This window comes from Phenylobacterium sp. (genome assembly GCF_035569475.1).
Lineage (GTDB): Bacteria > Pseudomonadota > Alphaproteobacteria > Caulobacterales > Caulobacteraceae > Phenylobacterium.
This window is the reverse complement of record NZ_DATMNA010000019.1, coordinates 1-25,303: the sequence shown is the minus strand read 5'-3', so window position 1 is coordinate 25,303 and position 25,303 is coordinate 1. Positions and strand designations below refer to the sequence as shown.

Here is a 25,303-nt window from a genome sequence, read left to right as displayed (position 1 = left end):
CCGACCCATGGCCGCCAGCCCCGCCAAGAAGCCCGCCGCCCGCAAAGCTTCCGCCGAGCCGATGACGAGCGCGACCGCGACCGCGCCCAAGGGCCGCATCGTGCAGGTGATCAGCGCCGTGGTCGACGTCGAGTTCGACGGCCACCTGCCGCCGATCCTCAGCGCCCTGGAGACCACCAACACCGACCAGAAGACCGGCGAGCCGTTCCGCCTGGTGCTGGAAGTGGCGCAGCACCTGGGCGAGAACGCCGTGCGCACCATCGCCATGGACACCACCGAGGGTCTGGTCCGTGGTCAGGAGGTGACCGACACCGGCGCGGGCATCACCGTGCCGGTCGGCCCGGCCACCCTCGGCCGCATCATGAACGTCGTGGGCGATCCGGTGGACGAAGGCGGTCCGATCACCACGCCGTTCCATCGCCCGATCCACGCCGAGGCGCCGACCTTCGCCGAACAGGCGACATCGGCGGAAGTGCTCGTCACCGGCATCAAGGTCATCGATCTGCTCTGCCCCTACACCAAGGGCGGCAAGACCGGCCTGTTCGGCGGCGCCGGCGTCGGCAAGACCGTGACCATGCAGGAGCTGATCAACAACATCGCCAAGGCCTACGGCGGCTATTCCGTGCTGGCCGGCGTCGGCGAGCGCACCCGCGAGGGCAACGACCTCTATCACGAGATGATCGAGTCCAACGTGAACCTGCCGGGCGGCGGCGAGGGCTCCAAGTGCGCCCTGGTCTACGGCCAGATGAACGAGCCTCCGGGCGCGCGGGCCCGCGTGGCGCTGACCGGCCTCGCCCAGGCCGAGTACTTCCGCGACGAAGAGGGCAAGGATGTGCTGCTCTTCATCGACAACATCTTCCGTTTCACCCAGGCGGGCGCCGAGGTGTCGGCTCTGCTGGGCCGCATTCCCTCGGCCGTGGGCTATCAGCCGACGCTGGCCACCGAGATGGGCAACCTGCAGGAGCGGATCGCCTCGACCAACAAGGGTTCGATCACCTCGGTGCAGGCCATCTACGTGCCCGCCGACGACATGACCGACCCGGCGCCGGCCACCTCCTTCGCCCACCTGGACGCCACCACGGTGCTCAGCCGCGACATCGCCGCCCAGGCCATCTTCCCGGCCGTGGACCCGCTGGATAGCACCAGCCGGATCATGGACCCGCTGGTGATCGGCGAAGAGCACTACAATGTCGCGCGCCGCGTGCAGGAGACCCTGCAGGCCTACAAGGCGCTGAAGGACATCATCGCCATCCTGGGCATGGACGAGCTGTCGGAAGAGGACAAGCTGACGGTCGCCCGCGCCCGGAAGATCTCCAAGTTCCTGTCGCAGCCGTTCCACGTGGCCGAGCAGTTCACCAACATGCCGGGCATCTTCGTGTCCCTCGAAGACACCATCCGCTCGTTCAAGGCGGTGGTGGACGGCGAATACGACCACCTGCCGGAAGCCGCCTTCTACAACGTCGGCACCATCGAGGACGCGGTCCGCAAGGCCGAGCAACTGGCGGCGGAAGCGTAAGGGATCAGATGGCCGACAAGCTCCACTTCTCGCTGGTCTCGCCGGAGCGCGAGCTCTTTTCCGGGCTCGTGGACCAGGTCGACGCGCCAGGCTCCGAGGGCGACTTCGGGGTGCTGGCCGGCCACGCCCCGTTCATGACGGCGCTGCGCGAAGGCCCGGTCACGGTGCATAATGACGGGCAGATCACCGTCTATGACGTGCGCGGCGGCTTCGCCGATGTCACGCCGGACGGCTTCACCGTGCTCGCCGAGCACGCGATTGAGGCAGTCTGATTTATAGTTGTAAATTAGCTGCCGGGATGTCTTGCTTCCGACGCCGTGGTCCCGTTCTATGGCGCGCTGAAAAGTCAGGGGAACTCTTAAGATGCGTACCGCCGTCCTCGCCAGCCTGATCGCCGCCACGGCCCTGGTGTCCGTCGCCGAGGCCCAGACGCCCGCCGCCCCGCCGGCTGCTCCGGCGGCGCAGGCTCCGGCGCCCCCGGCCCCTCCGACGGCGGCCCCCGCCGCGCCGGCCGCCACCCCGCCCGCGGACGCCGCGGCGCCCGCCGCCCCGGCCGCCGCCGCCGAGCCGCCGCCCAGCCTGCCCACCAGCGGCGACGGCGCGACCATCATCGCGGTGATCGAGAAGATCTGCGTGCCGCTGGTCCGCGGCGGCAACCTCGACGACATCGCCAAGGCCAACGCCGCGACCTTCGGCCTGAAGAAGAACCGCCGCGACAACACCTGGACCATGCCGCTGGGCGCGAACAAGGACTACAACATCACCATCCAGCCGCCGGGCTCCAACAAGGACGTCTGCCGCGGCGAGGTGCATTACGCGGTGGGCGAGGACAAGCCGATCGTCAGCGCGATCAACGTCTGGTCCTTCCTGCACCAGCCGGAACTGATCCTGCAGGCCAACTACGTGGCCGTGGACCCCGACGGCGTGAAGCGCGTGCGGAAGTCCTGGGAGCATTTCGACGCGGCCAACTCCACGGCGGTGAACTTCTCCACCTGGACCAAGCCTGACGACAGCTCGCTGAACGCCAAATATTCGACCGGCGAGCTGTTCTACCAGGAACGCAAGCTCGGATGAGCTGGACCGACGCCGCGGGTCTCGCCGGCGTCCTCATGATCCTGGTGGCCTACGCCGGGGCGGCGCTCGGGCGGCTGGACCCCAAGGGGTTCTGGTCGCTCCTCGCCAATTTCGTGGGCGCCTGCGGAATCCTCGCCTCGCTGCTGCTGGCCAACTTCAACCTGTCGTCGACGGTGATGGAGGGCGCCTGGGCCCTGGTCGCCCTGATCGGCCTGGCCCGCCTGGCGCTCACGCGGCGAGGCTGAGTTCCTCGGCCAGCCAGCGCAGGGCCGTCTGCGCCACCACGTCCCAGCCGGGCTCGCCCACCAGCCAGTGGCTCATCCCCGGCATCACCTGGAAGGCCGCGCCGATCCGCTCGGCGACGGCGCGGGCGGTGGCCGGCGAGTGGACCACATCGCCCTGGCCGCTGATCACCAGGGCCGGGGCGGCGATGGCGCCGGGGCCGACGCTGGTGGTCATGAAGGGATCGAGCCACCAGTTCAGGGTCTCGCGCACCGCCATGGCGCTTTCCGGCCGGAGCCTGGCCACAGCGGCCTCGCGCTCGGGCTTGGGCATCCGGTCGAGGCTGTAGGCGCGCATCAGGCCGCGGTCCGGCGAGAGCGCGCCGGAGGAGAAGGGGCCGATCATCTGCACCCCGAAGGCGGTGGCGGCCTCCTCGAAGCTGGAGCCCACCACGCCCCACGGCGGCGAGGGCGCCAGCAGGACCAGCGCCTGGATCGCGGCGCGGCGCGCGGCGAGCTGGGCCACCAGCCCGCCCATGGAATGGCCCAGCAGGATCGGCGGCTCGGCCTGCTCGGCGCAGAGGCGGGCGATGTCGGCGGCGTAGTCGGACATGGAGACGCCCACCACGGCGGCGCCCCGCGCCCCGTCCTCGTGGCCGCGCAGGTCAGGGGCGATCACCTCGAAGCCGGCGGCCTCGAACGGTTCGCGGAATTGGTCGAAGGCCCAGCCGCCGCAAAACGCGCCGTGCACCATCACAATGGCGGTCATTCCACCCCACGCGGCGCGGCGAAGCGTCCAAAGGCGGCCACCACGCGCTCATAGGCGGCCCGCTTGAAGGGCACGATCAGTTCGGCCGCTTCTTCGAGGAAGGCCCAGCGCCAGGCGTCGAATTCCGGCGGCTTGTGGGCGTCGAGGTTGAAGTCGTCGTCCTGCCCCTCGAAGCGGAAGGCGAACCACACCTGCTTCTGCCCCTTCCAGCCGCGCAGGGCCTTGGCCCCGCCGTGACCGGGCGGGAAGTCGTAGGCCACCCAGTCATGGGTGCGGCCCAGGAAGGTCGCGGCCACGGCCCCGGTCTCCTCGGCCAGCTCGCGGCGGGCGGCGGTTTCCAGGTCCTCGCCCGGATCGACCCCGCCTTGCGGGAACTGCCAGTTGTGCGGGCCGGGCGTGTTGGCGCGGCGGCCCAGCCATACCCGGCCGTCCCGGTGAAACAGGACGACCCCGACGTTCGGGCGATAGAGTTCCAGGTCCTGGGTCATGCGCCCGGATGTTCTAGAGCATCTGCCGTTGCGATTGAATTGAAACGGCGCGTCGCCGGCGGCTCAGTGCGCGAAGGCCGAAACCGGGGCGAGCTGGAAGCCGCGGTCAGCGAGCGAGCGCGACCACTGGGCCACCTTTTCCAGGGTCACCGGATAGGCGAAGCCGGCGCCCACGGCCTGGCCGCGCTGCAGGGCCGCAGCCTCCAGGGCGACGAGCTGCTGGTCGATGGCGGTCTGGTTGAGCTGGTCGTCGATGACCCGCTCGGCCGAGGCGCGCACCAGGCCCTTGCCGCCGCGATGGGCGGCCGAGCCGTCGTCGACGAAGGCTACGCCGCGGCCGCGCAGGGCGGCGGAAAAGGTCTGGTAGGCGCCGTCGGAGGCCAGGAACTTGGAGCCCAGGTAGTTGGTGACCCCGAAGTAGCCGGTGGCGCGCGACAGCACCCATTCCAGCTTCTTGACGGTGTCCGGCGCCTGGCCGTTGGCCATCAGGGTGTAGGGGCCAGGGTCGTTGTCCGGATAGTCCACGGGCTCCATGGGCGTCTCCAGGAGCGCCTCGTGGCCGTGGGCCCTGGCCATGTCGATCCAGCCCTGCAGGCCCTCGGCGTACGGGCTGAAGGAAAGCGTCACCTCGCCCGGCAGGGTCTCGATGGCCTGCTGGGTGGCGCGGGCGTTGAGGCCGAGGCCGCCGATCACCAGGGCCACCTTGGGCCGCCCATTGGGGACGAAGGGCCGGCGGTAGGCCTCGAAGGGGGTGCGGCCGTCCGGCGCGATGATCGGCAGCGGCCCGGCGGGGCCGGGGGCGAAGAAGCCGGCGATCGGCGCCACGGGCAAGGGCGCGCCGGGCGGCGGCGGCGGGAGGAGCCTGTCCGGGCGGCTCCAGGCGCCGGACGTCAAGGGCGCCAGCGGCTGCTCCGACAGGCGGATCACGTCCTGGCTGATGCGGGCGGGGCCGTGCAGGGGGCTCAGCGTCTCGCGCCAGCCCTGCGGGGCGTGGGCGAGCACGCCGGACAGGGGAACGCGGACGACGCCCGCGCCGGGGCCGCCCGGACCCAGAGCCTTGACGACGCCGAACGCCGCGGCGGCCAGCAGCAGGGTTGCGGCGGCGAGGCCGACGTAGCGGTTGGTCGCCAGGCCGATGAGCTGGGCGCGGCCGAAGGTCGGAAAGGACAGGCGGGGAAGTGCGATCGTAGCCACGGCTCGGGTGCTCCTCGGCCAGGAGAGTCCCAAAACAGGGTTAACGGAGACTTCTCATCGTCCCAGAAAGGGAGGGGCCGCTGATCGGAGAAGGGGGCTCAGGCGGCGCGGGCGAGGGCTGGAGCGCGGCGGCGGCCGCGCATCAGGCCGCCGACCGCGGCGAAGCCGAGGATCAGCAGGCTCCAGGCGGCGGGCTCCGGCGCGGGCTCGCCCACCTCGCCCGGCGAGGTGAAGGTGATGTTGTCGTAGCCGATCCAGCCGGAATAGGGGAACGGGGCGCCGTCCTGATCGGTGGTGATCTGCGTCGTCATCGCGCCGAAGGTCACAGAGCTCAGGCCCGTGAAGTCCGGCGTGAGGCTGTAGGTCTGGAAGCTGTAGCCGACCTGGAAGGTGTCGCTGACCGTGCAGGAACCCGACCCGTCATCCGTGCAGTTCGCCTTCGCGCCGGTGATCGTCTCGCTGTCGCCGCCAGGCAGGTTGTACCAGCCCAGGCCCATGGAGATCGTCTGCAGGTCGAAGGCCGCGCCGCTGGCGAGTTGCATCGTCAAGGGCTCGTACCACGTCGCCATGATCGGCGTCGTGATGGTGCTGTCGAACGCCGACGGCGTGGTCATCATCGAGTCCGGGGGCACGAAGTAGAGCTCGTAGCCCTGGAAGGTCATGCCGCCTTCGGCGAAACTTGTGCCCGCCGAGGTGTAGGTGGTGTGGGTGTCGAAGTTGATGACCGCGGCGCCGGCAGCCGCCGTCATGCCCAGGCTCATCGCCAGGGCCGCAGCCGCGCACGTCAGCAGACGCCTAAGCATCGAATCGCCCTTCCCCAGGGGCCTGTATCCCTAAGATACGTTAGCCCTATAGCCACGGATGCAAGCCGCGCGCCAACAAGCTTCGCCTGGTGCGCGAATTTGCCGCCGGGCTCTGCTACTTGGGCGTGGGGGCCTTCACCTCGGCGACCTTGGCCTTCGACAGGATGCCGGCCAGGCGCGCGGTGGGCGCGGCCAGCTTCGGCGTGGCGGCGACCGAACCGTACTTCAGGACGTCCTCGGCCCGGGCCATCTGGAAGTCCTTCTTGACGTCGAAGCCTTCGGGCGGCGCCTCGGCCGGGGTGTGGGCGGCCTTGCGGACCTTGCCCTCGTCGGCGTTCAGCGCGTTCTTGAAGGAGGCTTCCGAGAAGCCGAAGGCGCGGTTGGCGATCTCCTGCGCCTCGTCCTTGGTGGCCGCGACCTCCAGGTCGGGCTCGATGCCGGTCTTCTGGATCGAGCGGCCCGAGGGCGTGTAGTAGCGCGCGGTGGTGAGCTTGAGCGCCCCGTCCATGCCGCCGCGCAGCGGGATCACCGTCTGCACCGAGCCCTTGCCGAAGCTGGTCAGGCCGACGATCGCGGCGCGCTTGCGGTCCTGCAGGGCGCCGGCGACGATCTCGGCGGCCGAGGCCGTGCCGGAGTCGATCAGCACCACCATCGGCAGGCCGTTGGTGATGTCGCCGGGGTGGGCGTTGTAGCGTTCCACGTCGCGCGGATCGCGGCCGCGCTGGCTGACGATCTCGCCGCCTTGCAGGAACAGGTCGGAGATGCCGACCGCCTGGTCGAGCAGGCCGCCCGGATTGCGGCGAAGATCCAGGATCAGCCCCTTCATGTGGGGGTTCTTGGCCTTGATCTCGTTGAAGGCGGCGGTGGCCTCGTCGGTGGTCTTCTCGTTGAAGCCGGAGACCCGCAGGATGCCGTAGTCGCCGTCGAGCCGGGCCACGGCGGTCTTCTGCTTGATGATCTCGCGGGTCAGCTTGACGTCGAACGGGTCGGACTTCTCGCGGGCGATGGTGAGCGTCACCGTCTCGCCGGGCTTGCCGCGCATCTGCTTGACCGCGTCGGTGACCGACAGGCCCAGCACGCTGTCGCCGTTGACGGCGGTGATGTAGTCGCCGGGCTTCAGGCCGGCCTTGGCGGCCGGGGTTTCGTCGATCGGCGAGATGATCTTCACCACGCCGTCCTCGGTGGTGACTTCGAGGCCCAGGCCGCCGTACTCCCCGCGCGTCTGGTCGCGCATGTCGTCGAAGCCTTCGGGGTCGAGGTAGCTGGAGTGCGGGTCGAGGGAGGTCAGCATGCCGTCGAGGGCGGCGTGGATCAGCTTGGTGTCGTCCACGGGGGCCACGTACTGGCGCTCGACGATGTCCAGCACGTCGCCGAACAGGCCCAGCATCCGGTAGGTATTGGCCTTGGGCGTGGCCGCGGCCATGGCGTGCTGGCTGACATAGGCCATGGAGCCCGCGCCGAGCACGAAAGCCGAAACGCCGATCAGGAGGTACTTCTTCATCGCCTGCCGTAGGCTCCCTTGCGGGCCCGCCCAGACTGGACAGACGTCCGCTTGATGATACGCGGCCCACTCTCAAGCGGCCTCGCATAAAGCCCGCTCAGCCCGCTTTGTTCAGCCAGCGCCCCGGATCGACAGGAGCGCCTTGTTCGCGAACCTCCAGGTAGAGTTCCCTGGGGCCCTTTTCGCCCTTCTCGCCCGAGCCTGGCGATTGTCGGCCATCGGGCATGAATCCGACAGCGTCTCCCGCCGCGACAGATTGCCCGACCGAGACGGAGGCGCGGTCAAGACCAGCAAGCACCAAATGGTATCCACCCGCCAGTCTTAAGATCAAGATCACGCCCCATCCCTTCACGGGGCCTACATATTGCACATAGCCCGGACCGGGACTGGTGACGCGGGCTCCGCCGGCGGCGGCGAAGGTGATCCCGTTGGCGCGGCCGCCGCTGGCGAGGGCCTCGCCGAACCGCCGCACGATCGGACCGGTTGTCGGATTAGAGAGGCTTTGCGGCGGGGTGATGGCCGCTTCGGGGAGGCCCGGCGCCAGCGGGCCGCGCAGGGCCGGTGGGCCCTGCGGCGGAGGCGTGGCGTCGGCGCGGGCGCTCTCGTTGGTGAACAGGGCCTCGCTCTCGACCGCGGCCAGCCGCCGCTGGCGCATCATCTCGCCGGCCTCGTGGGCGTAGCCGCTGGCGCGGGCCTGCAGGTCCGGCGTCATGGCCTTGACCAGGATGGCGGCGCGCACGGCGTTCTTGGCGTCCCGGGGGCTGACCAGCAGGGCCGGCGGCGGGTCCCGCTTCAGCATCTCAAGCACCGACAGCAGGCGGGCGAGCTGGCCCATGTTGCGGGTCTGCTCGACGGAAAGCTGGGTCTCCTCGACGTTGAGCCGCGCCAGGCGCTCGCCGGTGGCCGCCACGGCGACCGCGCCCCCGATGGCGATGGCGGCGAGGGCGGCCAGGGAGGCGGGCAGGATCAGGGCGCGCTGCATTCAGTCCCGATGATAGGGTGAACCGGCCAGGATGGTCACCGCCCGATAGACCTGTTCGGCCAGCATGGCGCGGGCCAGGGCGTGCGGCCAGGTCTGCGGCCCGAAGGCGAGCTTGCCGTTGGCGCCGGCCAGCAGCTCGCCGTCCAGGCCGTCGGCCCCGCCGATCACGAACACCAGCCGCCGCACGCCGCGGTCCCGCAGGGCGGCGATCTCCTCGGCGAAGGCGCGGGAGGGCCGCGCGGCGCCGTGCTCGTCGCAGGCGATCACCCATTTTTCTCCTTGGGAGGCGTCGGCCAGGTAGGCCTTCAGCACCTCGGCCTCCGCCGCCTTGCCGGGCTTGCGGGCCTCGACCTCGACCACCTCGACGGGGCCCAGGCCGAGCGCGCGGCCGGCGTTGGTCGCGCGCTCCACATAGGTCTTCACCAGTTCGGTCTCGGGCGAGCGGGCGAGCCTGCCGACGGCGAGGAGGGTGATCTTCACGCTCAGGAGGTCCTGGCCGCCTTGCGGGCGGCCTTGCCGGGCGGCGTCTTCAGCGGCGCCGGCCTGACCGGCTGCAAGGGCGGCAGCGGCGCGGCGTCGTCCCAGGCCTGCATCAGGGTTATGACGAGCTGGCTGAGCGAAGTCGCCGCCATGCCGGCCCATTTGTTGGCGTGGTCGCAGACGAGCCGCGTCGAGGCCTCCGCCTCGCTGCCCGGCGGGGTCGGCGCCCAGGCCTCGTCGGGGTTGTCCTTGTGGATCACCAGGTCGCCGAACCGCGAATAGACCGAGAAGCTCTTCCAGCGGACCCGGCGCCCGGCGCAGTCATATTCGTTGAGGGTGCGGACATAGCCCGGGTGCTGCGGGCCGCCGGAGACCAGGTTCTTCTGGACGGTGACGCTGTAGGCGCGGCGCAGCTCGGCGGCGCCCGGCACGGCCTCGACGGCGGATGGGTCCATTACCGTGATGGCGTCAGGGTCGGCCCGCACCATGGCGTAGACCGCCGCGCCGGCCGGGGCTCCTGCGCAGACGCCGGCCGCGGCCAGCGCCAGGATCAGCCAAGCTCGCGGGACCATCGCCGTCGTCTCGCTCCATCCTGCCAGCGCCGGGACAGAGCCGCCGCTTTCGCCGAGAATCCAGCTTACCGCCGTCCGGCCGTAAGATTGTAGCAACCGTCTGGGGGCGTAGCCTTGAGGGCGTCCGCGTCCTGATTCGGACATACCAGAACTGGGAGACAAGCCGTGAAACTCGTCACCTTGGCGCTCGCCGTCGCGGTGCTCGCCACGTCGGCCGGCATGGCCTCGGCGCGGACGGCGCACCACAGCCACCGCCATGCCGTCGCCCATCAGCGGGCGCATCACCGCGTGAGCCGCCACCGCGCGGTCTATCACGCGCCCCACCACCACCATCACCACCACGTGCCGTAAGCGCCCGGCCCGGGCGTCGCCCTTCTAGGGCTTCGAGCCGGGCGTGCCCGGGGCCGCGGGCGCCGGGGGCGCGTCCTCGTGGGCCCAACTGCCCGGCGCGCCGGGGAACACCACCGGGCTTTCCCAGCCGTCGGGGCTGACCGCGCTGACCCCGAAGTACCAGTCGTCGATGTTGACGTCCTTCAGCACCGCCTGGCCGGTGGGCGGCGCGGCGCGGCTGAAGCGCCACTGCGGGTCGGTGGTGGAGCGCCACCAGAGCCGATAGCGCTGGGCGTCCGCCGCCGGCCGCCACTTCACCGTCGTATCGGCCGAGACCGCGCCGGAGATGTCCACGTGGGTCGGCGGGGCCGGCGCCATGGCCATCGAGGCCATGGTGATGACGTTCACCCGGGTGACATTGGCCAGGTAGGCGAAGTCGACGCCCTCGATCACGTCGCCGTACTTGATCCCGTTCCCGGTGCGCAGGTCCTGGTGCTGGCGGTTGTAGTTCTCGTTGGCCTCGGTGACGCGCACGGCGGGAAAGCCCGCCTTGATCATCTCGGTCTGGTCGCCGCCGCGGCCGAAGCGGTCGGTGCGGTAGACCATGGTCACCTTGAAGTTGCCCAGATAGGTCCCGGCCAGGCCGTCCATGTAGCGGGCGATCTGGCGCGAGGGCGAGTCCACCTCGCCGCCGTTGTAACGGCGCCGGTCGGCCTCGGCGGCGGTCTCGACGCTCTTGGTGCCCTCGGAGAAGACCCGCACGCGGGTGGTCTCGCGCACCCCGTTGATGCCTTCCGAATTGCCGACGATGTCGTTGTTGAGGTCGGCCTCCACGCGCCAGCCCTGCTTGGTCGCATAGTCGGCCAGCACGTGGCCGCCGTAGAGGCCCTGCTCCTCGCCGGACAGCACGGCGAACACCAGGGTGGCGGGGAACTTGTGCTTCGAAAGGATCCGCGCCGCTTCGATCACCGCGGCGGTCCCGGAGGCGTCGTCGTTGGCGCCCGGCGCGTCGGACGTGAAGTTCTGGACGTCGGTGACCCGGCTGTCCATGTGGCCGGAAATGACGATCACCCGGCCCGGGTCGGTGGTCCCCTTCTGGATGGCCAGCACGTCCATGACCTCGGTGGGATTGGGCACGCGACGGCCGGTGAACACCTCCGAGGGGGTCTCGACGGTCAGGCAGCCGCCGCAATCTCTGGACATGGCCGCGAACTGCGAGGCGACCCAGCGCCGCGCGGCGCCGATGCCGCGGGTGTCGGACTTGGTGTCGGAGAGCGTGTGGCGAGTGCCGAAGGACACCAGCTTGGCGATGGTGGCGTGTTGCTGGTCGGGCGAGACCTCGGCCGCGAGCGCATGGAGCAGGGCGTGCTCGGTGGGCGAAGGCTGGGCGGACGCGGCGGTGGCGACGAGGGCTGACGCGAGGACGGCGGCGGCGGTGAGCGCGGGGAGGATGTGACGCAAGGCGGGGAGGCTCCGGACTGAGGCGGGGCGACCTTCGCCGTACTCCCAGGCGGGCGCAAGGGGAGGAGCCCTTAAGTCCATGGTCGCGAGAATGCTTTGGGGCCTGGCCGCGTCAAGGACGAGCGCTTTGCGCTCGCCGCGGAGCGGCGGCCCGAAGAGGCCGTCCTTGACCCGGCCAGGCCCCAAAGCTCCAATCTGGCCATGGGCCTCAAGGCCAGTCGCATTCTGACGAATGCCAATAGACGCGGGGTAGCGCCGGATGCGCCAGTGGATCGGACTATTCGCGGCGGGTCTGGCGTGGGCGCTCGCGGGTTCAGCCAACGCAGCCGCTTTGAAAGGCGACTGCCCCGACGGCTACGTTGTCCACGCCGGCCTCAACACCGATTTCCCGCACGCCGGCGTCAAGCGCGCCTTCCTGGTCTATCCGCCGGAGGGTGCGAGCGGTCCCGCGCCGGTGTTCGTGCCGCTGACCGGCTCGGTGGAATCCACCATGGACAACCTGACCGTCCCGCGCAGCGGGGCCACCTCGCTGATGGCCAAGCAGGGCTTCCTGGTGATCGGCCCGGTCCGCGAATGCGCCGATCAGGACCCCAACCTGAAGGCCGGGGCCTGCAACGGTCCCGGCCACGGCGGCTGGAACTGGAACCCCTGGCATGAGGGCCGCGCGGCGGGGCCGGCCGGGGACCGGTTCAAGACCGACCAAGGCTCGGACTCGACCTTCCTGATCGCGGCGGTGACGTGCGCGGCCAAGGCCTTCCCCGTCGACGCGAAGCGGATCTACCTGGGCGGCATCTCGTCCGGCGGGACGATGACCAACCGGGCGCTCACCTTCCGTTCCGACTTCTGGGCCGGCGGCCTGCCGATCTCCGGCGAGTGGTATGTCAGCAAGGACGACGGCTTCCCGCTCAGCTTCAACGACGCCAGGGCCTATGTCGCCGGCGATCCCCACAAGGTCTTCCAGGGCCGCGTCGGGCCCTATCCGCTGAGGGCGAAGCTCGACCCGATGATCGTGATCACCGTCTGGGGCGGCGAAAAGGACCTGTGGGACTGCGGCCCGCCGCTCGGGCTCTGCTCGGACTACCGGCCGACCACCCAGGCCGCCTCCAACTATTTCAGCGCCCAGAAGGCCGTGGTCCACGTCGCCTGCAGCGCCCGCCACGGCCACATGTGGCCCCAGGCCAACACCCAGGCCTTCAACGCCTGGGCGCTGAAGACGCTGGCCTCGCACCCCAAGGGCAGCGATCCGGCGAACTTCAAGCTGACCCCGCCGCCGGAGGGCTACGCCTGCAAGCTCGGCCGCTTCGCCGACCACTATCCTGAAGGATGACCTCGATGCCGCGCCACGCCCTCCCGCTCGGCCTGGCGGCCGCCCTCGCCGCCGGGTCCGTCCAGGCCACGCCCGCCTGCGCCCCGAAAGGGTCGGGTCCTGCCGTGGAGGCGGTCGTGCGGGCCTGGTTCGACGCCGGGCGGCGCGATGATCTGGCCGCACTCGGCAAGATCCAGGCGCCGGGCTTCTACGCCTATGACGGCGGCAAGAAATACGCGGGCCTGGCGCTTGGCGAGCTGGTGAAGGGCGCCCATGCCTCCGGCGTCAGGATCGAGTGGAACCTGCACGACTTCGACGTCCACCTGGCCTGCGACCAGGCCTGGGTCGCCTGGGTCAACACCGGCGCCTCGGGCAAGGCCGGCGCCCTGCAGCCGGTGACCTGGCTGGAGTCGGCGGTGTTCGGCTGGCGCGACGGCGCCTGGCGGATGGAGTTCCTGCACTCGGCCCGCGTGCCGCCGCCGGCCTGACCGGGCGTCAGCGCGGATAGTAGTAGCGCGGGTAGTAGCCGTAGGGCGACGGAGGCGCCTGCGGCTGGGGCGGCGCGTAGCCGTAGGGCCCGCCGCCGCCATAGTAGACCTGCTGCGCCGCGGCCGCCCGCTGCCGCTCCTGGTCGGCGAGCATGCGCTGGCGGGTCTGCTCGGCCTCGGCGGAGAGTTCGTCGGCCTGGGCCTGGGCGCGCTGGGCCTCGGCGGCGACCCTCTGATGCTCGGCCTCGGCGGCGGCGGTCTGGGCGCGGGCGGCGGCCAACTGCTCGTCGGCCACGGCCTTGGCGCGGGCCTCGGTCTGGGCGCGGCTGCGCTGGGCGTCGAGCTCGGCTTCGCGGACCCGGCGCTGGCCGGCGACCTGCGCGCCGCAAACCTTCAGGTCGGCGATTCCCTGGCCCGCCCCGCTGAGCGAGGCGCTCACCGCTTCGTCGGCCAGCCAGGCGACCTGCAGGGTCCTGCCGCGGCGCAGGGCGGCCAGCGTCTCGTCGCTGAGGTTCATGACCGCCAGGCCCTCCTCGCCGGTGCGCTGCACCAGGTTGGCGAAGGGCCGGCCGTCGACGCGGATCGGCAGGAAGGCCTGGCTCGGCACGCCCTCCTTGGCGAAGCGCAGGGCCACGTGCTCGCCGTCGGAAATCAGGGCGATCGGCGCGATGGCGCCGGACCGCGAGACCAGTTCGAGATCGGTGTGACAAGCCGCGTCCTCGGGCGTGATCGCCCAGGCCGACGCTTCCAAGCCTGCTCCAAACGACGGTCCCGCAACCGCCGCGCCGGCCAAGGTGAGAAGCACCCCGCCAGCCCCCAGACTACGCATCATGACAGCTCCCAGAGCCGCCCCTCACCCTTAGGTTACGCCGAGCGAGGCCGCTCGCCTAGGGGCCCCGTGGGCCGAAGGGACCCCGGACCGCCGATCCTGACCGAGCCCATTTGTCGCACCCGCATCTACCCATTGCGTTAGCCCGCGGCGGCCAAGGTGGGCGGGTGAGAGATGTTCCCTTGATCGCCGCCGACCGCAACGGCCCTCGCGCGCGGGTCGAACCGCTGGCCGCGCGCGCCGTGGAGATGATCGCTTGGGCGGCCACGCCGCGGGCTCGCAGCCGGGAAACCCAGTTGGACGACGTCGCCGTCGCTGTTCACGATGTGACGGCGGCAAGGGTTGCGGTGACCCTGCTGGCCGCGCTGATAGGCGTCCTCATCCTGCCCTCGCCGGTGTGCGCCGCCTGGGCGGCGGCGGCCATGGCGCTGGAGGCCTGGTGCTGGTTCGCCAGCCGCCCACGCCCGCCGGGACGCGCCATCGATGGGCGGGTGCGCGCCAACTTCGTCGCCAGCTATGCGGCGATAACCCTCTGGCGGCTGCTGCTCGCCGCCCTGTGGTGGCAGGCGGGGACGACCGAAGGCCACGCGGCGGCCGCGGCCATGTTGATGGCGGTCGGCGTCCTGATGATCCTGCTGTTCCACAATACGCCGATCGTGTTTCTGGCGGCGGGCATGGCGCCGGCGATGGCCGCGCTGGCCGTCGTCGGCCCGGCAGGCGCCCTCGACGGACGCCAGATGCTGCCGGTCTGGCTGATGCTGGGCCTCAGCGCGATCTTCGGCCTCGCGCGGGCGGTCGCCTCGCCCTCGGTCCAGCAGTCCCAGCGGCGCATCAATGAGAGCCTGCGCAACTTCGAGATTCTCGCCGAGAACGTCACCGACGTCATCACCCGCAGCGACATCAACGGCAGGCTCCAATACATCTCGCCCGGATGCTTGGCGATGCTGGGTTACCGTCCCGAGGAGCTGATCGGAACCGTTCAGCGCGCCCTCCATCACCCCGACAACGAGGAGGTTGTCACCGCGGCGATCAACCTGTTGCTCGCCGACCCCGCGCAGTCCGTCGTGGTGGCGGTTCGGGTGCGCCACAAGAACGGCAGTTGGGTGTGGGTCCAATCCAACGCCAAGCTGGTCTGCGAGGACGGCGTTCCGGTCGGCGTCATCGAGGTCAGCCGCGATGTCACCAAACAGATGGTCGCTGAAGCCGCCCTGGTCGAGGCCAAGGCCGAGGCGGAATCCGCCAACCGCGCCAAGGCCGAGTTCCTGGCCAACGTCAGCCACGAGATCCGCACGCCGATGAACGGCGTCCTGGGCGCGCTGCACCTCATGGACCGCGAGCCGATCTCGCCGGAGGGCCGCGAGCTGATCCGCCACGCCAAAGATTGCGGACGGATGCTCTCGCAGTTGCTGAACGACGTGCTCGATTTCTCGAAGATCGAGGCCGGCCAGCTCGAGATGGCGCCCGAGCCGATGCAGGCGGGCGAGGCGCTGGGCGCGGTCATCACCCTGGTTGGCGGACAGGCGCGGGCCAAGGGCGTCGAATTGACCTGCGAGATCGAGGGCGGCGACCTCTGGATCGAAGCGGACCCGGTGCGCGTGCGCCAGGCGATGTTCAACCTGCTGGGCAACGCCGTGAAGTTCACGGCCCGGGGCCGGATCACCGCGCGCCTGGCTGTGGCCGCCTCCGGCGGGGGCCGCCGGCGCGTGGCGCTGGAGGTCGAGGACACCGGCATCGGCATGAGCGCCGAGGCGCAGAGCCACCTCTTCGAACGCTTCCGCCAGGCCGAGGGCAACACCGCGCGCAGGTTCGGGGGCACGGGGCTTGGCCTTTCCATCACCCAGGCCCTGACCCGCATGATGGGCGGCGAGATCACCTTCTCCAGCGTCGAGGGCGAAGGATCGACCTTCCGGATGGCCTTCGAGGCGCCGGCCGCCGCGGCGGCCGGGGCGGCGCCGGCGGAGGCGGGCGTGCTCGACGGCGTCAGGATCCTGCTGGCCGAGGACAATCCCACCAACCGGCTGGTCGCGCGCACCATGCTCACCCGCCTGGGGGCCGGCGTCGACGAGGCCGAGGACGGGCTTGCGGCCCTCGAGGCGGCGCGCCTCGGCGCCTACGACCTGATCCTGATGGACGTCCAGATGCCGCACATGGACGGGGTCGAGGCCACCCGCGCCATCCGCGCCCTGGCCGGCCCGGCCGCCCGGGTTCCGATCATCGCCCTGACCGCCAACGTCATGGTCCACCAGCGGGCGGAGTATATCGCGGCGGGGATGAACGGGGTGGTCGCCAAGCCGATCTCGCCCGGCGCCATGCTGTCGGAAATCGCCCAGGTGATCGCCCAGGGCGAGGCGGCGCGCAGCCTCGACGACCAGGCAGCCTGATCCGGCCCTACGCCGCCTGCAGGGCGTAGCGGCGGCAGTGGTTGAGGTAGGCGGCCTCGTGGCTCTGGATCAGCTCGACGATGGCCGACCAGAGCCAGAAGGGCGCGTCCAGGGTGGCCGAGCGGTTGCGGGCCAGTTCGGCGCGCCAGGCGGCCTTGGTCGAGGCGTCCATCTGGCGGGCATGGGCGCGGCCGACCACCAGGGCCAGGTAATGTGCGGCGCGCACCGCCTCCTCGCGGCTCAGGCGCTCGATATCGAGCTTCAGGTCCTGCGGCGTCAGTTCGCGGATCACCACCGATCGCCGGAGCAGCTTTCCCGCCAGCATGCGGCGCCCGAGGAACGGGGAGAGCGCCCGCGCGCCGGCCACCACGCGCCTGGCGTTGTCGGCCGGCATCTTTGCGCCCGGCGCGCTGGGGGCGGCCGCCGGCGTCGCCTCCTTGACGTCGATCAGCACCGTCTCCAGGCCGCCGCCCTCGGCCTCGACGCCCACCAGCACGGCGTAGCGCAGGCGCCCCAGCGAGCTGCAGCCCTTCATCCAGTAGGCCCCGTCGAGGAATTCCACCGGCGAGTCGTCGGGCCGGTGCTGCAGGCCGGTGACCAGCTTGCGCAGCCCTTCCTCGCCGGCCAGGCCCTTCAGCCCCGCGCGCTCGGCTTCGGAAAGCGGCCAGAACCGCTTGCCGAGCGGGATCGTCGGCCTGGCGTCCTCGATCCGCTCGCGCGCCAGGTCCTTCCAGCGGCGGCGCAGCGCCTGCTTGAGGACGCGCCGCACTTGCTTGGGCGTGGTCTCCTCGTCCGGCGCCAGGGTCTCGCCGTCCAGGCCTGCCTCGTAGCCCTCGACCATGTGCTCGACCATCAGGGCGGTGGTGACGCCGGGCAGGTTCGAGCCGCGCGCGGCGGTGGCCAGCGACAGTCCCAGCCGGATCAGGTCATGGGCCGGATTGCCGATAACCGTCTGGTCGAGGTCGCGGATCTGCACCGCCACCTGCCCGCGGGCGCTCGAGATCGGGCCGAGGTTGCCGGAATGGCAATCGCCGCAGATCCAGACCTGGGGCCCCTGCGGGACCTTGCCGCCGGCCTCCTGCAGCCACTCGTAGAACCTCGCCGTCGAGCCGCGCACATAGGCGTGGGCCGAACGGGTCATCTTCAGCCGCTGGGCGTCGCGCAGGATGGCGGCGCGGTCGTCGGGCGCGGGGAGCTTGGCCATCCCTGCGGAAGCCGGAGCTCAGGCCGAAGGTTCCTCCCGGAAGTCCGCGCCCGGCGGGGGAGAGCTCGAGAGGGCTTGGCGTTTAGGCCGCGTAGCTCAGGGGGTGCGGCTCGGCGCCTAGGCCGGACTCGAAGTCCTGCAGGAGTTCGAGGATCTCGCCCATGGTCGCCATCAGGGGCTTGCCCGGCGGGAAGCGGTAGCGCCAGAAGGTCGCCACGTGGCTGAGCGTGCCGGCGCCCTCGCCGAGCGCCATGAACATCTCCGGCGAGGCCAGCAGGAAGTCGCGGAACGCCGCGGCGTTGCCTTCGGTGAGCTGCAGGAACACCGCGTCATAGGCCTTCAGATAGCCCATGACCGCCTTGACCTGGGCCTCCATGGCCGTGCGCAGGCGCAGCTTCATTTCGTCGATCAGCACCATCAGGTCGCGGTCGCGCGGGCCGATGACCCGCAGCTTCATGACCTCGATCAGCACTTCCCTGAGCTTCGGCCAGAGGCTGTTCAGCACCCACTTGTAATAGAGGAAGCCCTTCCAACTGAAGATGCCCTCGCGGTAGCTCTCGCCCTCGAGCTGCAGGGTCAGGCGCAGCGGCTCCAGCCGCTCGTCGGTCTTGGAGGACAGCAGGGCGTCGACCAGGCGGGTGGTGGCGCCGCCGGAGCCCGCGCCGCCATAGGCCAGCTCGATCAGGCGGGCGATCTCGCCGCCCACGAAGCGCTGCATCTTGTCCACGTCGCCGGGCGAGATGTCGAAGTGGGTCGAGCTGATCTCATAGCCGCGCCGCTTCAGGTGCTCGCGCAGCAGGAAGGGGTCGAGCGAGGGGAGCTGGTCGATGGCCTCGAGAATCTCGGCGTCGCGGATCATCTCGTCGGCGCCGCCGCGCAACTCCTCGAGGATCGGCAGCCAGCCCTTCTCACCCACGAAGACCGTGCGCCCGCCCAGCGACAGGTCGGCCCTGTCGAAGGGCACGATGAGCTTGGTGGCGGTGCGGGTCAGGCCGTCGAACAGGTCCGTCTCGTCGACGCGCAGGCGGTGCTTGAGCACCACCGAGCCGTTCAGCACGGGGCTCTTGAAGATCGGCGCCGCGGCATGTTCGGGATTGCCGGCGTGGCGCACGGCCAGCGCCGCCAGGTTCAGAACGCGGCTGGTGGAGGCGGTCTTTTCGAGACCGCGCAAGCTGCGGTAGATGCGCTCGTTCAAACCCGCCACGTCGGACCGTCCGGTCTGGTGCGAACTGCTTCTGCAGCTCTGACGCCTCTTGCATCCCATGCAAACCCGAAAGGACCGTTAAGGCGAAGGGCGGCCGCGGCTTTGTCGCAGGGACCGCGCCCTGAATACCCTGCCTTATCTGTCGGATAGCCGACAGATGAACGGGAACGCTCGTCGCGGCCCGCCGTTGTGAAGATCATGGAGCCGAAGGAATCCAACCCTGTGCCAGCCTCCCGTCTCGACCCCGAAACCGCCCGCCTGATCGACGCCCTGATGGCCCAGCCGATCAAGGGCCGGCCGGCGGTGATCGTCGTGGGCGACCCCGACGTCACCGGCTTTACCCCGGCCCCAACCCCGGCGCCGAAGGCGGAATCCTAGGTCCTCGCGCGGACCAGGGCGTAGGCATAGAGAACGGCGGTCCCGAAAATCACCACCGCCGCGTAGGCGCCGACCGTGGCGGGTTGCAGGCCGCTGAGCTGCGAGAACCCCAGCACATAGGCCACGTCGCCGAACAGGCCCGGCAGGGTCATGGCCACGGCCACGGCCACCGACTGGGCGGGCGCGATCCTTCGCCAGTCCATCGTCGCGCGCAGCAGCAGGCAGACGCTGAGGGCTATGCCGAGCGCGCTGAGGACGAGGGCGATCGGGCCGCTTTCCAGCATCAGGCGTCCGCCCAGCCGGAACGTCACGGCTCCGGAAAGCCAGATGCCGAAGCCCAGCAGGGCCAGGCCGGCGGTCTCGCGCGATGTCATGTGGGTCCCCCGCAGTCGCGGAGGACCCTGACAGGTTTCGGGCTGACCGTCGAAGCACGACACCCCAATCCGTCATGGCCGGGGCAGGCCCGGCCATGACGGTGGTTAGAGCGTCGAGCGAAGGGATCAGGCCGCGGTCGCGACCTGGCGGCGACGCGAGCGCACGATGCCGCCCACTCCGCCGAAGCCCATGATCATCAGGGCCCAGGCGGCCGGTTCCGGCACGGCGGTGACGCGCGAGAACGAGATGACGCCGTCGTAGGAGCCGCTGCCGCCCGAGGTGCCGGACACCACGAGGTGCTGAGGCCCGCCGGCGGCGACGCTGACGCCGTTCAGGGCGCGGAACTCGTTCTGGCCTTGCGAGATGATGCTGAAGGCCGCGCCGTTGTACGTGACGGTGGTGAAGTTGATGTTGTTGCTCGGGTTGTCGGTGAAGGTCGAGTTCACGGTGAAGCTCGACGACCCGGTGGGCAGGGTGAAGTCGAAGACGTCGGTGAAGGTCGGCGTGGTGATGCCGGTGTCGCCGAAATTGCCGCTGAACGAGCCGTCGGGGTTCACCGGCGACCAGGTTACGAACTGCGCGGCGCCGGCGGTGGTCGCGCCGGCGAGCATCGCCGCAGCCACGGTGGCGGCGGCTAAAAAGGTTTTCATTTTTTGAGATCCCAGCTTTGGTTACTGCGCCCTAACAGGCCGCTGTCCCGTCAGGTTCCCGCCGTCATCAATATTTCGCCGCAGTTGGATTTTGGATTCGGAAATTCGATAAATCGGCCACTTATTACGGGAAAAGATCTCCCGATTTCCCGTCTCAGGGGAATTTATTACAGCGCGTGAATTGCGCGTTGTTTGGAGGCGCCGGGAAATAGGGGCGCGGCGACCGAACTCAACAGACGAGCTCAGGACGTCCATGACCCCCGCTGGAGCACGACGCGGTAGCCGTCGGGGTCTTCGAAGGTCCGCCCCTGACGATCCCAGTAGGGATTGAATGACGGAACCGGAGGAAAGCCGGCGCGGCCCATCTTCTCGATGGCCTGACGCCATCGTTCCTCGTCGGGCATGTAGAGGACCAGCAGGTTGTCCAGCGTAGGGGCTCGCCCGGCCCGGTGGCCTTTGGCGTGGGTGAACTCGAAGTGATACGGGCAGCCCTCGCGGCCGAGCACGATGCCGTCGAAGCCCTCATGGCCTTCGAACCGAAGCAGCAGGTTCAGCCCGAGCCCGTCCCGATAGAAGGGCAGCAGGGCGTCCAGGTCGTCGCTGGGCCGCGCGATGCGGAGGTGGGTGTCGTTATCCATCGGCGAGACGTAGAGCTGGCGTGAGGCCCGGGCAACGTCCGCCAGGGTCCGCGCGGCCGCCCGCCCAAGCTCTTCACCCGCGAAGCGGGGGAGGTGGATCGCCGCCCGGCGGCGAGACGGAGGGGGCGCGGGCGACCGGGCCTGAAGCGTGCTGTCCTGCCCTCTTTAAGAGGGCTGGCCGCCCATAAATCCCATGGTTGATGCGAGCCTTGGGGCCTCGGCTTGTCAAGGACGCGCCCCTGGCGCGCCGCGGGGCGGCCGGGCAAAGCCCGGTCCTTGAGAAGCCGAGGCCCCAAGGCAGAATGCTGGCCATGGAATTTATGGAGAGGTGTTGGTTGCAAAGATTCTTGGCGAAGGCGAGAACACCCGGCGACGCGCGAGGATTAGGCCACTGAAGAGGAAAACGTCAGTTGCTGACACCCAAAATTAGGGGATCCGGAAACGCCATCGGTGTAACTCCCGCGAATGTTAGATGTCCGGCCTGCCGGCGCGAAGGAACCTTTGGCGGTATTGGATTGCAGGATCTTGTTTTTCCAAGCGAAACAGAAATGGCCCGCGTTGGAATTCGAGTTTGTCCAAACCAAGAATGTAGGAGGGTATTGTTCATTTCGGCCGATCATACTGGAGCCTTGAGAGCTGTATTCCCGGCGGAAACAATAGATTTCGACGCCAGTAATCTCCCTGCGCCGATCTTGTCCTCTCTGGAGGAGGCCGTGGCTTGTCAGGCCGCAGGTGCTTATAAGGCGACCGCCCTGATGGTGCGTCGTGTACTCGAAGAGCTCTGTGAAGATCGAAAGGCGACGGGCTCAAATCTGAAAGAGCGGCTCACAAATTTGGGCCAAAATATCGTGGTGCCTTCGGAACTCCTCGACGCTGCCGACGAGCTTCGCCTGCTGGGAAATGACGCGGCGCATATTGAAGCGAAGCTATATGACGAGATCGGAGAATCCGAGTCTCGGCTGGCGGTGGAACTCGCGAAGGAACTCCTAAAGGCGGTCTATCAGTACGCCGACCTAGTCGCCCGCCTTCGAGCCCTCCGAAAGCCAAAAGGCAGCTAGTTGAGGGTCAATCAAGATCGATAGAACTCCCCACCCATTCGTTGACACCGCGCGCCCGATCCGTATAAGTCCGCCGCTCTTCGCTCGCGGGTCCCTCGCGGGCGCATTCCGTTTTGCACATACACAGTGATTTTGAAGGCGCGAACGATGTACGCGGTGATCAAGACCGGCGGCAAGCAGTACCGGGTTTCTCCTGGCGACCTGATGGTCGTCGAGAAGCTGGCTGGTGAGCCGGGCGCCAATGTGGCCTTCGGCGAGGTGCTGATGGTGGGCGAGGGCGAGGCCGTGGTGGTCGGCGCCCCGACGGTGGCCGGCGCTTCGGTGTCCGCGACGCTGGTCGAGACCCGCCAGGGCGAGAAGGTGAAGATCTTCAAGAAGATCCGCCGCCAGGGCTATCGCCGCACCAAGGGCCACCGCCAGACCGAGACCGTGCTGCGGGTGATTGGCGTCACCGGCGCCGACGGCAAGGAAACCAAGTGGGACGGCAAGGTCGATCTGACCACCAAGGGCGAGCTGAACGCGCGCGCCCGCGGCCTGGTCTTCGTCAGCCCCGAGGCCCAGCGCGAAGCCGCCGCGGCCAGGAAGGTCCAGGTCTCCAAGACCGCCGCGCCGGCCGCCAAGAAGGCCGCCGCCCCCAAGGCGAAGGTCGAGCCCAAGGCTGAAGCCGCCGCGCCGGCGACCGAAGCCAAGGCCGAGCCGGCCAAGAAGGCCGCCGCGCCCAAGGCGAAGGCCGAAGCCAAGACGGCGGCCCCGGCCGCTGAGAAGAAGGCTGCTGCGCCGAAGAAGGCCGCCGCCGCCCCGAAGAAGGACAAGTCGGCCAAGTAGGGCCGGCTAAGGGATTTAGGAGAGCACCATGGCTCACAAGAAATCAGGCGGTTCCTCGCGCAACGGGCGCGACTCCGCCGGCCAGCGCCTCGGCGTGAAGAAGTTCGGCGGCGAAGCGGTGCTCGCCGGCAATATTCTCGTGCGTCAGCGCGGCACCAAGTTCTGGCCGGGCGACAACGTGGGTCTTGGTCGCGACCATACCCTCTTCGCCACCGCCACGGGCGCCGTGTCGTTCACCACCAAGCGGGACAACCGCACCTACGTGAACGTGATGGTCGGCGACGACAACAAGACCAAGTAGGCCAACCGCCTTTCTCCGGTTCGCCTACGGGCTGAACCGGACTGACGAACCTAAGCGGGGAGTCCGGTCAGCAACCGGCTCCCCGCTTTCGTTTTGGGCCCCTTCAGAGGGCCGGGAGGCAAGGATATGTGCGCAGTTGACGTGACCCCCGTCGTCTCGACGGAGCGGCTGATCCTTCGCGGTCCGGTGACGACCGACGCGCCCGCGATCGCCGGCTTCGCCAACGACCTCAACGTGGCCGGGATGACCACGTCCATGCCGCATCCCTACGGCCTCCACGACGCCGAGGCGTGGATCCGCCGCGCGCAGGCCTGCGACTGGCTGGGCGAGGCCCGGTTCGTGATCGAGCACCGCAGCTTCGGCGTGGTGGGCCTGCTGGGCTTCGACCACAAGCGAAGCCTGCGCACCGAGATCGGCTACTGCCTGGGCCGCCCGTTCTGGAACCGGGGCTACGCCACCGAGGCGGTGCGCGGAGCCTTGCGCTGGGTGAAGCGCGACTGGCGCAGGTCGGTCGTGGTGGCCGGCCACTTCGCCGACAACCCGGCGGCCGGCCAGGTGCTCTGCAAGGCGGGCTTCCTCTACACCGGCGACGTGGAGCGCCGCCCCTGTGTGGCCCGCGGCGGCGCGGCGGCGCCCACGCGGATGATGGTGTGGCTGGCGTGAGGCTCGGTCGCAGCGCCCCCTCCACCACTTGGTGGTCCCCCTCCCCCGCCGACGCGGGGGAGGTCGAGGGCGACTGGGCCAAAAACCTCCCCCGCGCCCGGGAGAGGGGGGTCCGAAGGGTGGAGGGGCGCTGCCGCGCCTCGGTGGTTCGTGCTAAGGCCCTGACGCCATGAAATTCCTCGACGAGTGCAAGATCTACATCAAGTCCGGCGCCGGCGGCGGCGGGGCGGTGTCCTTCCGGCGGGAGAAGTACATCGAGTACGGCGGCCCGGACGGCGGCGACGGCGGCAAGGGCGGCGACGTCTGGATCGAGGCGGTCGAGGGCCTGAACACCCTGATCGACTTCCGCTACCACCAGCACTTCAAGGCCGAGACCGGCGTCCACGGCATGGGCCGCAACCGCCATGGGCACAACGGCGCCGACGCGGTGCTGCGGGTGCCGGTGGGGACCCAGGTGTTCGCCGAGGACAAGGAAAGCCTGCTGCTCGACCTGGACAAGGCCGGGACGCGCGTGCGCCTGCTGAAAGGCGGCAACGGCGGCTTCGGCAACACCCACTTCAAGGGCCCGGTGAACCAGGCGCCGCACTACGCCAATCCCGGCCAGGACGGCGAGGAGCAGTGGATCTGGCTGCGCCTGAAGCTGATCGCCGACGTGGGGCTGGTGGGCCTGCCCAACGCCGGCAAGTCGACCTTCCTGGCTGCCGCCTCGGCCGCCAAGCCGAAGATCGCCGACTATCCGTTCACGACGCTGGCCCCCAACCTGGGCATGGTCGACCTGTCGGTGGGCGAGCGGTTCATCCTGGCCGACATCCCCGGCCTGATCGAGGGCGCCAGCGAGGGCGCGGGCCTGGGCGTGCGGTTCCTGGGCCACGTGGAGCGGACCGCGACCCTGATCCACCTGGTGGACGGCACCCAGGACGACGTGGTGGAGGCCTGGAAGACGGTGCGCCATGAGCTGGAAAGCTATGGCGAGGAACTGGCCGACAAGACCGAGTTCCTGGTGCTCTCCAAGGTCGACGCCCTCGACAAGGAAGCCCGCAAGGCCAAGGCCAAGCAGTTGGCCAAGGCCTCCGGCGCCAAGGTGCGCCAAGTCTCCGGCGTGTCCGGCGAAGGGGTGACGGAACTGCTGCGCGAGGCCTATGCGCTGGTCCGTGAACGGAAGGGCGAGGCGGCCGCGCAGGCCATCGCCGACGGCGGCGAGGCCCCGGCGGACTGGGCGCCGTGACCGGCCTCGCCTCAGCGAAGCGGATCGTCGTCAAGGTCGGCTCGGCCCTGCTGGTCGGCCAGGACGGCGCCGACGCCCATTGGCTGGGCGCCTTCGCCGCCGACGTGGCGCGGCTGCGCGCGCGCGGCCAGCAGGTGCTGGTGGTCTCGTCCGGCGCGGTGGCGCTCGGCCGCCGGCGGCTGAAGCTGACGCGCCGCGCCCTGACCTTGCCCGAGAAGCAGGCCGCCGCCGCAGCGGGCCAGTCGGGGCTGATGCGCGCCTGGGAGGAGGCCCTGGAGCCGCACGGCATCGCCGCGGCCCAGGTGCTGCTGACCCGGGACGACACCGAGGTGCGCCGCCGCTGGCTGAACGCGCGGGCGACCGTCGAGACCCTGCTGGCCCTGGGCG

Annotated in this window: 27 protein-coding genes and 3 pseudogenes; 15 read left to right on the top strand and 15 right to left on the bottom strand. The window is 69.8% G+C overall.

The window, feature by feature from the left end; translation table 11 throughout:
• Positions 1-7 precede the first annotated feature (7 nt).
• The 4 genes from atpD (at position 8) to VNW53_RS02785 (ending at position 2,835) form a co-directional block, all read left to right on the top strand.
• Entirely contained in the window at positions 8-1,516 is a 1,509-nt protein-coding gene (gene atpD, locus VNW53_RS02800; RefSeq protein ID WP_325553497.1) for a F0F1 ATP synthase subunit beta, read from the top strand.
• Positions 1,517-1,524: 8 nt separating this feature from the next.
• The gene (locus VNW53_RS02795) at positions 1,525-1,788 is read left to right on the top strand and encodes an ATP synthase F1 subunit epsilon (protein WP_325553495.1); all 264 of its coding nucleotides are present in this window, start codon (positions 1,525-1,527) and stop codon (positions 1,786-1,788) included.
• A 91-nt stretch (positions 1,789-1,879) separates the two neighbouring features.
• Positions 1,880-2,590: a hypothetical protein gene (locus tag VNW53_RS02790; protein WP_325553493.1), complete on the top strand. Its 711-nt coding sequence runs from the start codon at positions 1,880-1,882 to the stop codon at positions 2,588-2,590.
• A complete protein-coding gene (locus tag VNW53_RS02785) occupies positions 2,587-2,835 on the top strand; it encodes a CBU_0592 family membrane protein (protein ID WP_325553492.1) in 249 nt (82 codons plus the stop codon). Before VNW53_RS02790 ends, VNW53_RS02785 begins: the two co-directional genes overlap by 4 nt.
• Here the strand turns inward: VNW53_RS02785 and VNW53_RS02780 are convergent.
• The 8 genes from VNW53_RS02780 to VNW53_RS02745 all read right to left on the bottom strand — a co-directional run bounded on the left by VNW53_RS02780 (position 2,819) and on the right by VNW53_RS02745 (position 9,600).
• Positions 2,819-3,580 carry an alpha/beta fold hydrolase gene (locus tag VNW53_RS02780; protein ID WP_325553491.1) on the bottom strand — a complete coding sequence of 254 codons (762 nt, stop codon included), beginning with the start codon at positions 3,578-3,580 and terminating at the stop codon, positions 2,819-2,821. The genes VNW53_RS02785 and VNW53_RS02780 overlap by 17 nt on opposite strands.
• Positions 3,577-4,068, bottom strand: a complete 492-nt coding sequence (locus VNW53_RS02775; RefSeq protein WP_325553489.1) for an RNA pyrophosphohydrolase — start codon at positions 4,066-4,068, stop codon at positions 3,577-3,579. Before VNW53_RS02775 ends, VNW53_RS02780 begins: the two co-directional genes overlap by 4 nt.
• Positions 4,069-4,131: 63 nt before the next feature.
• On the bottom strand, positions 4,132-5,262 hold the full coding sequence (locus VNW53_RS02770; protein ID WP_325553487.1) for a divergent polysaccharide deacetylase family protein: 1,131 nt from the start codon (positions 5,260-5,262) through the stop codon (positions 4,132-4,134).
• A gap of 98 nt (positions 5,263-5,360) precedes the next feature.
• A complete protein-coding gene (locus VNW53_RS02765; protein WP_325553485.1) occupies positions 5,361-6,065 on the bottom strand; it encodes a PEPxxWA-CTERM sorting domain-containing protein in 705 nt (234 codons plus the stop codon).
• Between the two features lie 115 nt (positions 6,066-6,180).
• A complete protein-coding gene (locus tag VNW53_RS02760) occupies positions 6,181-7,566 on the bottom strand; it encodes a S41 family peptidase (protein ID WP_325553484.1) in 1,386 nt (461 codons plus the stop codon).
• Between the two features lie 97 nt (positions 7,567-7,663).
• Positions 7,664-8,548, bottom strand: coding sequence for a murein hydrolase activator EnvC family protein (locus tag VNW53_RS02755; RefSeq protein ID WP_325553482.1), 885 nt, complete (start codon positions 8,546-8,548; stop codon positions 7,664-7,666).
• A complete protein-coding gene (gene rlmH / locus VNW53_RS02750; RefSeq protein ID WP_325553481.1) occupies positions 8,549-9,028 on the bottom strand; it encodes a 23S rRNA (pseudouridine(1915)-N(3))-methyltransferase RlmH in 480 nt (159 codons plus the stop codon).
• Positions 9,029-9,030: 2 nt separating this feature from the next.
• On the bottom strand, positions 9,031-9,600 hold the full coding sequence (locus tag VNW53_RS02745) for a surface-adhesin E family protein (RefSeq protein ID WP_325553480.1): 570 nt from the start codon (positions 9,598-9,600) through the stop codon (positions 9,031-9,033).
• A 165-nt stretch (positions 9,601-9,765) separates the two neighbouring features.
• On the opposite strand from VNW53_RS02745, the gene VNW53_RS02740 reads away from it, so the two are divergent.
• Positions 9,766-9,951, top strand: a complete 186-nt coding sequence (locus VNW53_RS02740; RefSeq protein WP_325553479.1) for a hypothetical protein — start codon at positions 9,766-9,768, stop codon at positions 9,949-9,951.
• A gap of 24 nt (positions 9,952-9,975) precedes the next feature.
• On the opposite strand, the gene VNW53_RS02735 is transcribed toward VNW53_RS02740, so the two are convergent.
• Positions 9,976-11,391: a M28 family metallopeptidase gene (locus tag VNW53_RS02735; protein WP_325553478.1), complete on the bottom strand. Its 1,416-nt coding sequence runs from the start codon at positions 11,389-11,391 to the stop codon at positions 9,976-9,978.
• Positions 11,392-11,650: 259 nt separating this feature from the next.
• On the opposite strand from VNW53_RS02735, the gene VNW53_RS02730 reads away from it, so the two are divergent.
• Positions 11,651-12,718 carry a prolyl oligopeptidase family serine peptidase gene (locus VNW53_RS02730; protein WP_325553477.1) on the top strand — a complete coding sequence of 356 codons (1,068 nt, stop codon included), beginning with the start codon at positions 11,651-11,653 and terminating at the stop codon, positions 12,716-12,718.
• Positions 12,719-12,723: 5 nt separating this feature from the next.
• Positions 12,724-13,185 (top strand): nuclear transport factor 2 family protein, encoded by a 462-nt coding sequence (locus VNW53_RS02725; RefSeq protein WP_325553476.1) that lies wholly within the window; start codon positions 12,724-12,726, stop codon positions 13,183-13,185.
• Positions 13,186-13,192: 7 nt separating this feature from the next.
• Here VNW53_RS02725 and VNW53_RS02720 read toward each other — a convergent pair whose 3' ends face one another.
• On the bottom strand, positions 13,193-13,936 hold the full coding sequence (locus VNW53_RS02720) for a hypothetical protein (RefSeq protein WP_325553474.1): 744 nt from the start codon (positions 13,934-13,936) through the stop codon (positions 13,193-13,195).
• A gap of 260 nt (positions 13,937-14,196) precedes the next feature.
• Between VNW53_RS02720 and VNW53_RS02715 the strand changes: the two genes are divergently transcribed.
• A complete protein-coding gene (locus VNW53_RS02715) occupies positions 14,197-16,395 on the top strand; it encodes a PAS domain-containing hybrid sensor histidine kinase/response regulator (RefSeq protein ID WP_325553473.1) in 2,199 nt (732 codons plus the stop codon).
• Positions 16,396-16,402: 7 nt separating this feature from the next.
• Here the strand turns inward: VNW53_RS02715 and VNW53_RS02710 are convergent, their stop codons facing one another.
• Entirely contained in the window at positions 16,403-17,599 is a 1,197-nt protein-coding gene (locus tag VNW53_RS02710; protein WP_325553472.1) for a DUF2252 family protein, read from the bottom strand.
• An 82-nt stretch (positions 17,600-17,681) separates the two neighbouring features.
• A complete protein-coding gene (locus VNW53_RS02705; RefSeq protein ID WP_325553471.1) occupies positions 17,682-18,803 on the bottom strand; it encodes a hypothetical protein in 1,122 nt (373 codons plus the stop codon).
• A 222-nt stretch (positions 18,804-19,025) separates the two neighbouring features.
• On the opposite strand from VNW53_RS02705, the gene VNW53_RS02700 reads away from it, so the two are divergent.
• Positions 19,026-19,181: a hypothetical protein gene (locus tag VNW53_RS02700; RefSeq protein WP_325553470.1), complete on the top strand. Its 156-nt coding sequence runs from the start codon at positions 19,026-19,028 to the stop codon at positions 19,179-19,181.
• Here the strand turns inward: VNW53_RS02700 and VNW53_RS02695 are convergent.
• The 3 genes and pseudogenes from VNW53_RS02695 to VNW53_RS02685 form a co-directional block, all read right to left on the bottom strand.
• Positions 19,178-19,555 (bottom strand): DUF5367 family protein, encoded by a 378-nt coding sequence (locus VNW53_RS02695; protein WP_325553468.1) that lies wholly within the window; start codon positions 19,553-19,555, stop codon positions 19,178-19,180. The two genes, VNW53_RS02700 and VNW53_RS02695, sit on opposite strands and share 4 nt — an antisense overlap.
• A 126-nt stretch (positions 19,556-19,681) precedes the next feature.
• Positions 19,682-20,167: pseudogene (locus tag VNW53_RS02690) on the bottom strand (FxDxF family PEP-CTERM protein); the annotation flags it as partial.
• Positions 20,168-20,448: 281 nt separating this feature from the next.
• Positions 20,449-20,844, bottom strand: a complete 396-nt coding sequence (locus VNW53_RS02685; protein WP_325553464.1) for a VOC family protein — start codon at positions 20,842-20,844, stop codon at positions 20,449-20,451.
• 599 nt (positions 20,845-21,443) lie between these two features.
• Here VNW53_RS02685 and VNW53_RS02680 point away from each other — a divergent pair.
• From VNW53_RS02680 to VNW53_RS02655, 6 genes and pseudogenes are all read left to right on the top strand, one after another.
• Positions 21,444-21,902, top strand: a complete 459-nt coding sequence (locus VNW53_RS02680; RefSeq protein WP_325553462.1) for a DUF4145 domain-containing protein — start codon at positions 21,444-21,446, stop codon at positions 21,900-21,902.
• Positions 21,903-22,049: 147 nt separating this feature from the next.
• A pseudogene (gene rplU, locus VNW53_RS02675) lies at positions 22,050-22,595 on the top strand (50S ribosomal protein L21); the annotation flags it as partial.
• A gap of 160 nt (positions 22,596-22,755) precedes the next feature.
• Positions 22,756-23,028, top strand: coding sequence for a 50S ribosomal protein L27 (rpmA, locus tag VNW53_RS02670; RefSeq protein WP_325553460.1), 273 nt, complete (start codon positions 22,756-22,758; stop codon positions 23,026-23,028).
• Positions 23,029-23,169: 141 nt separating this feature from the next.
• A complete protein-coding gene (locus VNW53_RS02665; RefSeq protein ID WP_325553459.1) occupies positions 23,170-23,691 on the top strand; it encodes a GNAT family N-acetyltransferase in 522 nt (173 codons plus the stop codon).
• Positions 23,692-23,860: 169 nt separating this feature from the next.
• A complete protein-coding gene (obgE, locus tag VNW53_RS02660; RefSeq protein WP_325553458.1) occupies positions 23,861-24,916 on the top strand; it encodes a GTPase ObgE in 1,056 nt (351 codons plus the stop codon).
• Positions 24,913-25,303, top strand: a pseudogene (locus VNW53_RS02655) (glutamate 5-kinase); the annotation flags it as partial. The gene obgE and the pseudogene VNW53_RS02655, both read left to right, overlap by 4 nt.